The organism is Aeromonas popoffii, from assembly GCF_000820025.1.
Classification (GTDB): domain Bacteria; phylum Pseudomonadota; class Gammaproteobacteria; order Enterobacterales; family Aeromonadaceae; genus Aeromonas; species Aeromonas popoffii.
Map to the genome: position 1 here is coordinate 40,630 of NZ_CDBI01000001.1, position 14,152 is coordinate 54,781.

At 53.7% G+C, this 14,152-nt stretch carries 11 protein-coding genes, 1 tRNA gene and 2 pseudogenes; 3 read left to right on the forward strand and 11 right to left on the reverse strand.

The annotated features are described in order from the left end of the window. Positions 1-62: 62 nt before the first annotated feature. Positions 63-896, reverse strand: coding sequence for a hypothetical protein (locus tag BN1129_RS00175; protein WP_042033744.1), 834 nt, complete (start codon positions 894-896; stop codon positions 63-65). Positions 897-1,194: 298 nt separating this feature from the next. Between BN1129_RS00175 and BN1129_RS22960 the strand changes: the two are divergent. Further along, positions 1,195-1,347: pseudogene (locus BN1129_RS22960) on the forward strand (transposase); the annotation flags it as partial. A gap of 34 nt (positions 1,348-1,381) precedes the next feature. Here the strand turns inward: BN1129_RS22960 and BN1129_RS00180 are convergent. Both BN1129_RS00180 and BN1129_RS00185 read right to left on the reverse strand, forming a co-directional pair. After that, positions 1,382-1,951, reverse strand: coding sequence for a hypothetical protein (locus tag BN1129_RS00180; RefSeq protein ID WP_042033745.1), 570 nt, complete (start codon positions 1,949-1,951; stop codon positions 1,382-1,384). Positions 1,952-2,063: 112 nt separating this feature from the next. Then, entirely contained in the window at positions 2,064-3,488 is a 1,425-nt protein-coding gene (locus tag BN1129_RS00185) for an SVAGG family GlyGly-CTERM protein (RefSeq protein WP_042033746.1), read from the reverse strand. A gap of 220 nt (positions 3,489-3,708) precedes the next feature. Here BN1129_RS00185 and BN1129_RS21955 point away from each other — a divergent pair. Next, positions 3,709-4,659: pseudogene (locus BN1129_RS21955) on the forward strand (IS1595 family transposase). Positions 4,660-4,761: 102 nt separating this feature from the next. Here the strand turns inward: BN1129_RS21955 and BN1129_RS00200 are convergent. The 6 genes from BN1129_RS00200 to rpsU form a co-directional block, all read right to left on the reverse strand. After that, complete coding sequence (locus tag BN1129_RS00200; protein WP_042033749.1) at positions 4,762-5,232, reverse strand: DUF2846 domain-containing protein; 471 nt, start codon at positions 5,230-5,232, stop codon at positions 4,762-4,764. A gap of 656 nt (positions 5,233-5,888) precedes the next feature. Further along, positions 5,889-5,965 (reverse strand) — tRNA-Ile (locus tag BN1129_RS00205). Positions 5,966-6,161: 196 nt separating this feature from the next. Beyond that, positions 6,162-8,027, reverse strand: coding sequence for an RNA polymerase sigma factor RpoD (gene rpoD / locus BN1129_RS00210; RefSeq protein WP_084204523.1), 1,866 nt, complete (start codon positions 8,025-8,027; stop codon positions 6,162-6,164). A 213-nt stretch (positions 8,028-8,240) separates the two neighbouring features. Continuing rightward, the gene (gene dnaG / locus BN1129_RS00215) at positions 8,241-10,028 is read right to left on the reverse strand and encodes a DNA primase (RefSeq protein WP_042033751.1); all 1,788 of its coding nucleotides are present in this window, start codon (positions 10,026-10,028) and stop codon (positions 8,241-8,243) included. An 88-nt stretch (positions 10,029-10,116) separates the two neighbouring features. After that, positions 10,117-10,560, reverse strand: coding sequence for a GatB/YqeY domain-containing protein (locus BN1129_RS00220; RefSeq protein ID WP_042033752.1), 444 nt, complete (start codon positions 10,558-10,560; stop codon positions 10,117-10,119). Between the two features lie 15 nt (positions 10,561-10,575). Beyond that, on the reverse strand, positions 10,576-10,791 hold the full coding sequence (rpsU, locus tag BN1129_RS21960; RefSeq protein WP_005309452.1) for a 30S ribosomal protein S21: 216 nt from the start codon (positions 10,789-10,791) through the stop codon (positions 10,576-10,578). Between the two features lie 179 nt (positions 10,792-10,970). On the opposite strand from rpsU, the gene tsaD reads away from it, so the two are divergent. Further along, entirely contained in the window at positions 10,971-11,984 is a 1,014-nt protein-coding gene (tsaD, locus tag BN1129_RS00225) for a tRNA (adenosine(37)-N6)-threonylcarbamoyltransferase complex transferase subunit TsaD (RefSeq protein ID WP_042033753.1), read from the forward strand. An 88-nt stretch (positions 11,985-12,072) separates the two neighbouring features. Here tsaD and rpoS read toward each other — a convergent pair whose 3' ends face one another. After that, a complete protein-coding gene (rpoS, locus tag BN1129_RS00230) occupies positions 12,073-13,056 on the reverse strand; it encodes an RNA polymerase sigma factor RpoS (RefSeq protein WP_042033754.1) in 984 nt (327 codons plus the stop codon). A gap of 47 nt (positions 13,057-13,103) precedes the next feature. Then, positions 13,104-14,147 carry a peptidoglycan DD-metalloendopeptidase family protein gene (locus BN1129_RS00235; protein WP_042033755.1) on the reverse strand — a complete coding sequence of 348 codons (1,044 nt, stop codon included), beginning with the start codon at positions 14,145-14,147 and terminating at the stop codon, positions 13,104-13,106. Positions 14,148-14,152 lie beyond the last annotated feature (5 nt).

Genomic DNA, 14,152 nt, shown 5'->3' on the forward strand with positions numbered 1-14,152 from the left:
TGAAGTACCTTGCCCATGATGCTGACTTCAGATCACAGTGTTCTCCATAAGTTCAATTTAGGTCACTCTGATTTGGGAAGCAACGTCATCCTGCCGCCCTCCACATCTTCTGGCCGTGGAAATTCCATTGGCTTCGGCTGCGGCTCCAACGAACCATCAAATAACTTATCAAAAAGCGTGATCCATTGCGGTGCCTGTTGCTTGGGCATTCTCAGGAATGCCTGTTGCTTATGAATATCATCCAACTCAAAATACAGGCCAGTACATTTTTGTGCCTTCGCCTCAGCTTGTAACCTTCTGCTCTTGTTGACTTCTTTATTCACGGGGGAAAGAAGCAAATTTTGCCCAAGTCCCATCAGCCCACCATTATTGATACTGATGGTTTGCGTCTCAAAACTCACATCGGGCTCAAAATAACGGATGTCCTTAATTTTATCCCACGACAAAATCAAAGGCTTGGTGTCGGTAGGGTGTTTCTCATTACCCTCAATGATGGCAATTTCTTTGGCTTCGATATCCACAGCCAAGCCGCTCCATGGATTCCTAGTGAAGTAATCTACTTTTTTAAGACTTGTGTGGGTTTCGCGCATATAATGCGTTTGTGCGATTTCAAGTTTTTTTAGTTCCTTGTCCATCCAGTACATATGGAACTTATAAGTAATAAAAATTTGTCCCGCGATAAGAACAACTATCTCCATCGCGTTCATACTACGATGATGTGTAATAACCTCGTAATACCAGAAACCTAGCCCAAACCCAAGAATGGCGTTCCCAAAAACGTATAATATAAGGACAGCCCCTAACGCGCCAAGCGTAAACTGCTTCTTCTCAATCGCCGTAAGCGCCGTCAACTGCATAATTTCCTGACTCATTACACCTGCATTATTGTTTTCCATAATTACTCATCTTCATTTGTATAGTACTTATTCACTCACCGAGTGATGCCCCACTTCCAACAGCATCCTCCGAAATCAGTTGAATAGACGGCAGGGCACACAGGCCCACGCTTATTGGATCCATCATGCAGTTGTGCCTGTATGTTACCAATTCGGGTGAGTCCGGTCTACGTGACCGATCACATTACCAACCGATGGCCCGCGCTTCACCTGCCGCACTGCGCTTGGCTGCCAAAAAAGAGGGGGTGACAGACGTTGCTAATCACCCCATCTTTTTCCGGCCTGGCTATAGCGCGAGGCGGTGGGCCCGGCCACCCACGACATCGTGGCAGCAGAGGTCTCGCTGGAAAATGCCCATGATGCTGAGGTGTTGCCGACCCGGCTTAATCCGCTACGCCGAGCGCTTGGCTCGGTGTATGCCGATGGTGCTTACGATACGAAGGAGTGCCATAACAGATAGCCCGCAAGGACGCATGGTGATTGTCCTATTTAATATTGCTCATCCCTACCCTTAACGAACCAACAACGCTACTACCTTCATCTCCACGCATTAACCAGAGTGAAACTTCGCGGTCGCCAATGTGGTAATTCGCACTATAGCTACCACACAGATTGCTGGTTACGCACTCAAAAAATGGCTCGTTGTTATCCTTATTGTATTCAGTCAATTCGGGCTTAACCCCAAGGGCCTTGGTGGCTTTCTCTACCCAAGCCCTGAAGTCAGCTTTCGCCTGCTTGACAGTGGAAGGAGAGCTGTTCTTGTACTCGACCAAGGGGCCGCCGAAGGAAGAGAGCTTCTGGTAGTAGATGGCATAATCGTAAGGCCCTATAGCCGGCAAGCCTAGGAAGCCTTCGCCCAATTTAGGTGTGCCGCGAAAATCTTGGTCGTTGTCCGTACGCCAGTCATATTTTTCCATCCCGTCATTGACAGCGGTAACAGCGGTAATGGGATCGCCAATCGCCATAGTTTTGAAACCGGTATAACCGGCCAACGCCGATGAGGCAAATGCTATAGAGGTGAAGACAAGGGCAGTGTGCATCAGTGTTTTTTTCAACTTGGATTCCTCGTGCATGATAGATGACCGGTTATGGTAAGTTGAGTAAGTGATAGGCGAGCACCAAGAGGCCCCTTACTCACGAGGGGCCTTAATCATTGGAATGACTCAATTACTGAGTTTTGCGCCGGAACCACGCTACCGCCGCCAACCCCAACACGACCAGCGGGGAGGAAGAACCACCGCCGCCGCCACCTTCAACGGAGTTTTCAGGGTCTACCGGTGGGGTTACCGGTGGATTAACCGGTGGATTAACCGGTGGATTAACCGGTGGATTAACCGGCGGCGTTACCGGGGGCGTTGGTGCGCTTGTACCGGTCACGGTGATATTCGTGATGGTCTGGTCAACATTGGTAGCATTACCACCGCGCAGACCCACTTGCATGGTTTTGTCGCCAGTGAAATCCAGATTCTTCGCAGTCAACTTCAGTTCTTTGACCCAGTTGCCTTCTGGCGTAACGGAATAATCAGGGTTGGACGGATCGAATGTTACAGTGTTCGTCACATCGTCAATGTAGTGGTCGCCTGCCTTGGCGGTAACGCCCTTGGTGTAGACCTCAACCGCAACGGGCTTGTCATACTGGTCTGCCCCTTTTACGGTCACGCTCAGGATAATGGTGGGTTCGCGTTGAGACAGTGCGCCACCGCTTAATTGCAGGCTTGCCATCCGGTTACCAGTGGACGGTACGGTCATCAGCGCAGCTCCAGACGCTTTGATATAATAAGATCCGCCCTGCCAAGTCCCGTTGAAGGTCCAGTCGCTCAGTGTGGTGTCTTCATTGTTGAAGAGGCGCTGCATGTTCAGCTTTTCATCAGCATATTGGGTCGTGCCGTAGAGATTCGGATTAGCGACCTTGACGCCACACATCAGACGTAACTCCCAAGGCCCGCCGCTAAAGCACTGGTCACTCTCAGGTTTATCGTAGAGATCCACGCCACCCAGCAAGTGATGAATCTCATGAGCCAGCGTGCCGGTTTCAACGTAAAGGCCGTCTTGCGACCCGTCCATGACTGGAAGCTGTATATCCATCGGTGGGTGAGCAATACCAGATGCCCAACCCTCCATGACAGCTTGAGGAACAATCTGTACCCAGAAGTCAGCACCGGAGCTGTAGCCTGCTTTCTGAATGGTGTTCACCACCTCCGGGCTCAAACAGGAATAATCACGACTTAGCTCAGATTCAGCAGACTGAATACCGACACGGCCATCAACTTGGTGATCGGCAAACAGGACGGAACCAAGATAGACAAATCTGGACCTGCACCCTATATCGGTTGTCCGGTCCGCGATGACGACGATTTGACGCAGATTAAACTTTAAATCCTCGGGCTGACCGCCCTTAGTGAGTCCTGTGTACTTTGACAGGTAAAACTCATCAACTTGGGATAGGTTGGCCCGCAGACCGGCAAACAGTGCTTCCCGGCCTTGGGTGTTGGCAATACCTTCCGGCACCACGAAGTTAACGTCAATAGTGGTCACTGCCATTGCAGAGTTGGCCGCGAGCACTAGGCTAATTGAAATCAGGCTTTTTCTCATTTTATATCCCTAAGTGAGTATTATTTTTATGCTGTTTTTATGCTGTTTTTATGTTCATGGGGTCAAGGCCAAAATATCTATCCAGATATGCCCATTCAATCGAGCGTCATGTTAACAAATGAATCCTGTTAAAAAAGGGAAAAATGGTACCTGATTACCCATGACATACAGTCACCCCTAACTATACTGATCTTATGTACAGCCATTGAGGTGCAAGATCATGGCCAAAAGCAAAGTCCAATTCCAGAAAGGGCTCAGTCTGTTGGAGTTTCTCAGGGACTATGGCACTGAGGCTCAATGCGAAAAGGCCCTGTTCACTTGGCGTTTTCCCCATGGCTTCATCTGCCCTGAATGCGCCAACCACACCTTTTGTCACCTGAAAAGTCGGCCACGTGTGCTGCAATGCAATCACTGCCGCCATCAGATGTCATTGACTGGAAACTCTATTTTTGCAAACACCAAACTCCCTCTGACCAAGTGGTTTCTGGCAATGCACCTGTTGTCACAGACCAAAACAGGCTTGTCAGCGATGGTGTTAAAACGCCAGTTGGGCGTCAAATATGACACCGCCTGGATGCTTAAGCACAAGCTGCTGCAAGCGATGAAAGAGTCCGATGACAAGCAGCCCATCAGCGGCATCATTCAGCTCGATGATGTCTACTGGGGTGGTGAACGGCGTGGTGGCAAACGAGGTCGGGGCGCGGCAGGCAAAACACCTTTTGTGGCGGCAGTGGCCCTGAACAAGTAAGGACATCCAATCAAGATGCGGATGACGGTCGTCGATGGTTTCAGAACCAAGGCCATTGCACAGTGGGCCAAACGGCATGTTGCCAGTGGTAGCGCAGTGATATCCGATGGATTGGCCTGTTTCAGGGCGGTCAAAGAGGCCAATTGTGAGTACCTGGGTATCGTCACCGGAGGCAACCTGGATTTGCTGGAGCATCCGGCGTTCAACTGGGTAAACACGATGATAGGGAATGTGAAGAACTCACTGCGGGGCAGTTGCCATATGCTTGGAGCCAAGCATTTACCAAGGCATCTGGCGGAATATTGCTTCCGGTTTAATCATCGTTTTGACCTCAAGAGTATGCTGGTTGAATTGGGCCACGCGGTAGTAGCCAGTCCTCCGATGCCATATCGGCTCTTGAAGATGGCTGAGGATCATGGGTAATCAGGAAATGGTATGCATACTGAAGCGCAGAAGATCGGCGATAATGGCATGGGAAAAAACATAACCAGCTCATATTGAACTGTTTTTTGTTTGGGGCGTTGCTTAGCCTTTTTCAGGGTTGTTCATACGAGATACCTTGATGGACTCTTGGGCATCGGCAATGTCGTCAGGGCTGGTAATAGCATCAAAATCGGCCTGTGTACCGAACATGATACCCATGCGGGTGTAGTGCCTGAAGTAATAGGTCTTACCGGATTCAACCGTCACATCTACCTCATTGTTGCCAAACTCACTGTCGGCACCCAGCTTGTAATGCTTGCCTGCGTCCAGCTTCAGCAGAAAGAAGGTCTTATTGTCGGAATCACCTAGCGATTTGTCGTCAAGGTAGATCTCCTTGGAGAGCAAGCGGGCAAACCAGCCGTCACGAAACACATAGACATAGCCCTTACCTTCGGGGGCCGGGATGAATGCTTTGGCTTGCTCTACGGCAGGATTGCCTTGCTGGGAGGGAACGGACGAGCAGCCGCTAAGCATGAATACGCACATAGCAACCATGGCAATCAATTTACGCATTAAGAACATCTCGTTTTATTGTTTTGTCAGCCTGAAGTTCTGCTAGTTGTCTTGCGTCCCCCTTGACCATCGCCATCCGTCCGGCCATGGCTGGATTGCGCATCGACATAATGTTTTTTCGCATTGTACCGTAAGCGCCACCACAAAAGAGTCGTTGGGGTCTCAAACCGGAGCGGAATGGAGGGGGCAACCGCCCTTCTTACTGAAGGGCTCATCGTCCTACTGCTGTTCGTGGCCTTAAAGAATAAGTTGTCAAAATATGGTCAAGCTTGATGCGATTGAGTGATCAATCTGGCCCTGATTTCGCGGGTATGGTGGGCGTTGCACTTCAACATTGAATTCACGGACATTTGTCTATTACCTGAAGCAACATCGTTTATACACTTGCACACTCTAGGTGCCATTTAAGTCTTTAATAATGAAAAATCCCCACGGGGGACCACTGGAATCCGAAGTCACACCAGAAAACGAGGATGAAGAGGGAAAGTAGGCTTTATGCAGCTTACAGCCAAGTCTGGCTTTCCGGCTTCACCATAGCCGCGCCGAGTACAGCAACGAGCACCTAGCCTTCACTTAAGTGCACTTACAAGTGCACTTCTAATCAGCAGATACGAAAAAGGCGTAGCGGTTACTAACCTGCTACGCCTTTTCTAATTTGGTGGCCCCTGCCCGACTTGAACGGGCGACCAATCGATTATGAGTCGACTGCTCTAACCAACTGAGCTAAGGGGCCAGATTGTTGGTTTTGCGGCGTGGATTATAGGAGATGTGGAGAAGCCAGTCTATAGGCAGATCAACCACTTGGCGACATTTTGTCCACTTTCCTGCCAATATTCCTGCCAACCGGCTCACGTCCCATAAAGTCCGGATAAAACAAAGCCCCGCATAGCGGGGCTTTTGAGACGACGGCTCTGGGCACATACCAGGGACTATTCGTCCAGGAAGCTGCGCAGCACTTCCGAACGGCTCGGGTGGCGCAATTTGCGCAGTGCCTTGGCTTCGATCTGACGAATACGCTCACGGGTGACGTCGAACTGCTTGCCCACTTCCTCAAGGGTATGGTCAGTGTTCATGTCGATCCCGAAACGCATCCGCAGCACCTTGGCTTCGCGGGCGGTCAGACCTGCCAGCACTTCGCGAGTCGCATTGCGCAGGCTTTCGCTGGTCGCGGCATCCGCCGGCAGAGCCAGAGTGGTATCTTCGATGAAGTCGCCCAAGTGAGAGTCTTCATCATCACCGATGGGCGTCTCCATGGAGATGGGCTCCTTGGCGATCTTCAATACCTTGCGGATCTTGTCTTCCGGCATGCCCATGCGCATGGCCAACTCTTCCGGGTTCGGTTCGCGACCCATCTCCTGCAGCATCTGACGGGAGATACGGTTGAGCTTGTTGATAGTCTCGATCATGTGTACCGGGATACGGATGGTACGGGCCTGATCCGCGATGGAGCGGGTAATGGCCTGACGGATCCACCAGGTAGCGTAAGTCGAAAACTTGTAGCCACGACGGTATTCGAACTTGTCTACCGCCTTCATCAGACCGATGTTGCCCTCCTGGATAAGATCCAGGAATTGCAGACCACGGTTGGTGTACTTCTTGGCGATAGAGATAACCAGACGCAAGTTGGCCTCAACCATCTCTTTCTTCGCACGGCGGGCCTTGGCCTCACCTATGCTCATGCGGCGGTTGATATCCTTGATCTGGGCGATGGAGAGACCAGTCTCCTCTTCGATCTGCTGCAGCTTGCCGATGGAACGCAGCACGTCTTCATCCATCTCGACCAGACGGGGAGACCAGGCTTTGCCAGCCTGTTTCTGGTATTCAAACCAGGCCGTTTCACACTCGTTGTTGGTGAAGGCCGCGACGAAGGTTTTCTTCGGCATCTTGGCCTGCTCAACGCAGAGTTTCATGATGATGCGTTCCTGGACACGGACCCGCTCCATCATCCCACGCATGTTGTTGACCAGACGATCGAACTGCTTGGGCATCAGGCGGAATTGACGGAATACGTCGGCCAGCAAAGCAATCGCGGCCTGGGTATCTTCGTGCGCGCGGCCATTCTTCTGAATGGAGAGGCGCGTTACCTCATACTGGGCACGCAGCTCACCAAACTTCTCGCGAGCAACTTCCGGATCCGGACCACCGTCACCGTCGTCGTCCGAGCTTTCGCCGTCGTCGTCTTCATCTTCGTCTTCATCTTCATCTTCGTCGGCCAGATCGGCTTCGCCGAGTTCAGAACCAATGTGAGTCGCGGTCGGCGCGACGTCATCGGTTTCGTTAGGATCGATGAAACCCGAGATGATGTCGGACAGGCGCAGCTGTTCTGCTTCGTATTTATCATACTGCTCAAGCAGATAGGTAATCGCTTCCGGGTACTCGGCAACGGAGCTTTGCACCTGGTTGATACCGTCTTCGATCCGCTTGGCGATGTCGATTTCGCCTTCGCGGGTCAGCAATTCGACGGTACCCATTTCCCGCATATACATGCGGACGGGATCGGTCGTACGACCAATCTCAGATTCAACAGATGCCAGTGCCTGGGCAGCTGCTTCGGCAGCGTCCTCATCGGCGGTACCACCTTCAGCCATGATAAGGTCATCAGCATCCGGGGCGTTTTCAACCACCTGAATACCCATATCGTTGATCATCTGGATGATGTCTTCGATCTGGTCAGAGTCGACAATGTCTTGCGGGAGGTGATCGTTCACCTCGGCATAGGTCAGGTAGCCCTGTTCTTTACCTTTGGCAACGAGGAGTTTAAGCTGAGACTGCGGGGTTTGCTCCATAGAACTCATCCGGTTGGTGATGCTAGGTTGCGCGTACAGTGCGCTGCTGCGCAAATAGCCAATTCTAATAGAAAACCGCCAGACATGCTATGTCTGGTTGCGGCGTCGGTCATGAGAAACCCCTGCCCGCAGTATTGTCGGGGCCAGGCGGTTATAAAATTTTTGCTTTTAATCCCGTCGATTCGGGCAACGGTATTCATATTGGGACTAATCACTCAGATATCAAGCCCCAGTCTCATTTCTTTTCTCAATCTGTACCTCTCTGATCAGCATCATCAGCTCCTGCGTTTCCCCAGAGCTTAGCCCTTCCTGAGCCACCTTGGCCTGCAATTCTTCAATTCGTTGCTTCAGAAACTGGTTGATGAAACCGACAAAGGTATCTTGCAGTTCTCCCAGAATATCCGGCTCCTGGTTGAGCTTGATCTCTTCAAACAAGTCGTGCATCGCCAGCTGAGCGAGGATCTCGCCCTCTTTGGTACCGCGCCAGTGCTCCAGTAAGATACCCGTGGTGATCCCGGGCTGCGCCAGGATCTGCTGATGCAGCTGCAGCAAGAACTTGATTCCTTGTACCCGCAGCCCGGCCAGCTCAGGCATGGCCGGCAGCTCGGCCGTCACCGCCGGGTACTGGATCATCAGAGCCAGTGCCCGGCGCAACGGCGTCAGCTTGACAGCCTTGGGTTTGGTAAGCTCGGCCTTGGGCTGGCTATTGCGGGCGAACAGTTCGGCGATGCGCTGCTTGTTCTCACCCCAGCGCATCATGCTGGAGAGACGGGTGATCAGCCCCTCACGGGTAAACCCTTCCGGTACCCGGCGGATCAACTCGGCAGCCTTATTGGCCACCTCGAACTTGCCCGCCTCACCGGACAGTGCCGCATCCCGCCCCAGACGCTCAAACATGAAGTCGGCGAAAGGCTGGGCCTGGTCCAGCAGGGCTTCAAAGCCCTCCTTGCCAATCTGGCGGACCAGCGAATCGGGATCCTCGCCATCAGGCAGGAACACGAACTTGAGTTCACGCCCATCCTGCAGATGGGAGAGGGCATTATCCAGCGCCCGCCAGGCCGCCTCACGACCTGCTTTGTCGCCGTCATAGCAGCAGACCACCTCGGCGGTGGTGCGAAACAGGGTGTGGATATGGTCGCTGGTTGTCGCGGTACCCAGCGCCGCCACCGCATAGTCAATGTCGTACTGACCGAGCGCCACCACGTCCATGTAGCCCTCAACCACCAGGATCCTACGCGGATCCTTGTGTGCCTGCTTCACCTCGTAGAGACCGAACAGCTCCCGCCCTTTATGGAAGATGGGGGTCTCTGGCGAGTTCAGGTACTTGGGCGTGCCATCACCGAGCACCCGCCCACCGAAGCCGATGACCCGGCCACGCTTGTCGCGGATCGGGAACATGATGCGATCGCGAAAGCGATCATAGCTGCCCCCACCATTTTCACGGATGATCAGCATGCCACCCGAGATGAGCAATTGTTCGTGATCGCGGCTGGCGCCATAGCGGCGGCGCACCTGATCCCAGTCGCTGGGGGCATAGCCGATATTGAATCGTTTGACCACTTCACCGGTCAGACCGCGCCCTTTGAGGTACTCCACCGCATGGGGAACGCTCTTGAGATTACTCTCGTAGAAGCGGGCGATCTGGTTCATCAGCTCGAACAGATCTTTACTGACGGCCGGTTGGCTATTGGCCGAGCTACCAATGCTCTGTTCGCGAGGCACCTGCATGCCCTGCATGTTGGCAAGCTCTTCAATGGCATCGGGAAATTCGAGACCGTCGTACTCCATGACAAAACCGATGGCGTTGCCGTGGGCGCCACAACCGAAGCAGTGGTAGAACTGTTTCTCCTGGCTGACGGTAAAAGAGGGACTTTTTTCGTTATGAAAAGGGCAGCAAGCCTGGTAGTTTTTACCGGCTTTTTTCAGCCGCACTCGCGAGTCGATCAGCTCGACTATGTCTGTGCGTACGAGCAGATCATCGATAAAGGATTGTGGGATCCTGCCTGCCATAACCGTCCTGTTTCATTGCGGATAAAATAAAAAAGCCGCGCATTCCCAGGGAAGCACGGCTTCTTCGACCAAACAAGAGAGTTGCCTGTTACGCCAAGCGGGTTTTCACCTGAGCACTGACGGCGCCGACATCGGCACGTCCCTGAATTTTCGGCTTCAAGACAGCCATGACCTTGCCCATATCAGCCATGACGGCAGCACCACTTTCAGTGATGGCTTGCTCAATCAGTGCGGCAATTTCGTCTGCGGTCAGCTGTTGTGGCAGGAATTCCTGCAGCACAACGATCTCTGCGGACTCTTTGTCGGCGAGATCCTGGCGACCAGCAGCTTCAAATTGGCTGATGGAATCGCGGCGCTGTTTGACCATTTTGATCACGACAGCGAGGATATCCTCATCATTGAGCTCGATACGGGAATCAACTTCACGCTGCTTGATTTCTGCCATCAACAAACGGATCGTCCCCAGGCGAGCCTTATCTCTGGCAAGCATGGCGAGTTTTTGCTGATCCTTGAGTTGATCCTTCAGAGACACGGCATTATCTCCCGATTAGTACAGGCGGATACGACGTGCGTTTTCGCGAGACAGCTTCTTGGCGTGACGCTTTACAGCAGACGCTTTGGCGCGCTTACGAATGGTAGTCGGCTTCTCGTAGAACTCACGGCTACGAACTTCAGACAGGATACCGGCCTTTTCGCAAGAACGCTTGAAGCGACGCAGAGCAACGTCAAACGGCTCATTTTCACGGACTTTGATTACTGGCATGTGCCTTTCACCTCAGTGATATATTGTTAGCTGACCATCAGTCGATCAGCATGTCTTAAAATGGTGCGAAATTATACTCTGGACAGGGAATGAAAGTAAACCCGCAGAGATCGCTCTGGTTTAAAAAACCCGCGAAGGTTACCATAGCCGTCTCATTTTAGCAGTGAAATTTTTTAGCAATGCGTGTATTGGGCATAGAGACATCCTGTGACGAAACAGGGATCGCGATCTTCGACGATCAAAAAGGGATCCTTTCCCATCAGTTATACAGCCAGGTCAAGCTGCATGCGGACTACGGTGGCGTCGTCCCCGAACTCGCCAGCCGGGATCATGTCCGCAAGACGATCCCGTTGATCCAGGCCGCATTGCAAGAGGCGGGACTGGGCAAAGATGATATTGATGGCATCGCGTATACCGCGGGCCCGGGTCTGGTTGGCGCCATTTTGGTAGGGGCGACCATAGGCCGCTCGCTGGCGATGGCGTGGAACAAACCTGCCATCGCCGTGCATCATATGGAAGGCCACCTGCTGGCCCCCATGCTGGAAGAGAGAGCGCCCGAGTTCCCCTTCGTGGCGCTGCTGGTCTCCGGTGGTCACTCCATGCTGGTGCGGGTCGACGGTATCGGCAGCTATCAGCTGCTGGGCGAATCCATCGATGATGCCGCCGGTGAGGCGTTTGACAAGACCGCCAAGCTGATGGGGCTGGATTATCCGGGCGGTCCCCTGCTCTCCCGTCTGGCCGAGAAGGGCGCCACCGGACGTTTCCACTTCCCCCGTCCCATGACTGACCGTCCGGGGCTCGATATGAGCTTCTCCGGTCTCAAGACCTTTGCTGCCAATACCATCGCCGCCAACGGTGACGATGAGCAGACCCGCGCCGATATCGCCCGTGCGTTTGAAGATGCTGTGGTCGATACCCTGGCCATCAAGTGCCGTCGCGCCTTGAAAGAGACCGGCCTCACGCGCCTGGTGGTGGCCGGTGGTGTCAGTGCCAACCGTCACCTGCGTGCCCAACTGGCCGAGCTCATGGAGAGTCTCAAGGGTGAGGTGTTCTATCCACGCACCGAATATTGCACCGATAATGGCGCCATGATCGCCTATGCCGGTATGCAGCGTCTGAAAGCGGGCGTGTTCGAGCCGCTGGCGGTCAAGGCCGTACCACGCTGGCCGCTGGACACCCTGGATCCGGTGTGATCCTGCAGATCCGGCTGCAATGAAAAAGGGGCTGAAGGCCCCTTTTTGGTTGCTGTCAGCAGCGCATATGCGCCCTGATTGGTACTCGCTAGTTGGTCCGAAACAGCGCCTCAATGGAGAGCCCCTGCCCCATCAGGATCTCCCGCAGGCGACGCAGTCCTTCCACCTGGATCTGGCGTACCCGCTCCCTGGTCAAGCCGATCTCGGACCCCACGTCTTCCAGCGTGGCCGGTTCATAACCGAGCAGGCCAAAACGACGAGCCAGCACCTCACGCTGCTTGGGATTTAGCTCCTCCAGCCAGTGCACAATGCTGGCACGCATATCGTCATCCTGCGACTCCAGCTCGGGCCCCATGCCACGTTCATCAGAGAGCACATCCAGCAGCGCCTTGTCGCGATCTCCGCCTATTGGGGTATCCACGGAGGTGATCTTCTCGTTAAGCTTGAGCATGCGATTCACGTCGTCTACCGAGCGATCCAGCGCAAAGGCGATGTCCTCTGCGGTTGGTTCATGATCGAGGCGATGAGAGAGTTCACGAGCAGTACGCAGATAGACGTTCAGCTCCTTGACCACATGGATGGGCAGACGGATGGTGCGAGTCTGGTTCATGATGGCCCGCTCTATGGTCTGGCGGATCCACCAGGTAGCATAGGTGGAGAAACGGAAGCCGCGCTCGGGGTCGAACTTCTCGACTGCGCGAATAAGACCGAGGTTGCCCTCTTCAATAAGATCCAGCAGCACTAGGCCGCGGTTGTTGTAGCGACGGGCGATTTTAACCACCAGTCGCAGGTTTGATTCGATCATGCGCTTGCGGGCGGCTTTATCACCTCGCAAGGCACGACGGGCGTAATAGACCTCCTCTTCGGCAGTGAGGAGGGGGGAGAAGCCAATCTCCCCCAGGTAGAGCTGGGTAGCATCCATCACCTTGTTCAGTTCCGGTGCCATCAGTTCATCGGAGATGGTCTCTTCCACCTCGGCGACGACCTCGCCCAACTCTTCTACTTCATGGGACTCGGATTCGGCGTCAAACTCTAACTCTGCATCCTGCATAACCAGTTGTTCTTGGCTCATGGCGTGTCTCCCTGACCTGAACCAGAGTAAGACTTAACTCTCTGGGGTTAACGCTTTGGCAAATGGCTCATCGGGTTTATCGATTTGCCTCGATACCGGATTTCAAAGTGCAATCGCACATCCGGTGCGTCCGTGCTACCCATCTTGGCAATGACTTCTCCGCCCTTGACGCTATCCCCTTCCCTAACCCGCAACTCATCATTGTGAGCGTAGGCAGAGAGGTAGTCGTCATCATGCTTGAGGATAATCAGCTTGCCATAACCCCTTAGTGCGCTACCCGCATAGACGACCTTGCCGCCACTCGCTGCGTAGACGGGTTGCCCCTTCTGACCAGCGATATCTATGCCCTTGTTTCCCTGTTCTGCAACGGAGAAACCCTCGACGATCCGGCCTTGTGTCGGCCAGTGCCAAGATAGTTTCGACTGAGGCTTATTGTCTGTTTTTTGTTCTTTGATCTGAGCGTATTCTTTTGAAGATGGCTGAGCAATCGTTTTCTGTTTGATAAATGGGGTGGTCGTACCTGATGGCGCTGTCGCAAGGGGTTTGGGGCCGGTACTTTGTGGCGTGACCGGACGGGTCGCGGCGACCATCTGGCTACCTCCCGTGCTGGCAGACTGCACATTCAGCACCTGGCCAACCTGGAGTGCATAGGGTGCCTGCAGGCTGTTACTCTGTGCCAGCGTCTGATTCGACATGCCAAACTGACGGCCTATGCTGCTCAGAGTATCCCCAGGGCGAACCTGATAGGTGCCGGCACTGCGTGCAACCGTCTGGCTGCCAGCGGACGAATCGAACCGGATCTGTTGTCCCGGATAGATGTTATAGGGAGGGCTGATGCCGTTGAGGCTGGCCAGAGACGGTACATCATTGCCCGAGTTGAAGGCGATGGAGTAGAGGGTATCCCCTTTTTTCACCGTGTAGCTGTTGCCCTGAATGGCCGGCTGAGCCGTCCCCTGACGAGTCGGTACGGTCGAGACAAGGCGATCATTGCCCAATCCCTGTACCGGAGCAGCAGTCTTGCTGGAAGAGCAAGCGAGCAGCAGCCATGACAACACGACGATACTGCTTCCTTGCCAAACACGCGAACGCATAGTGG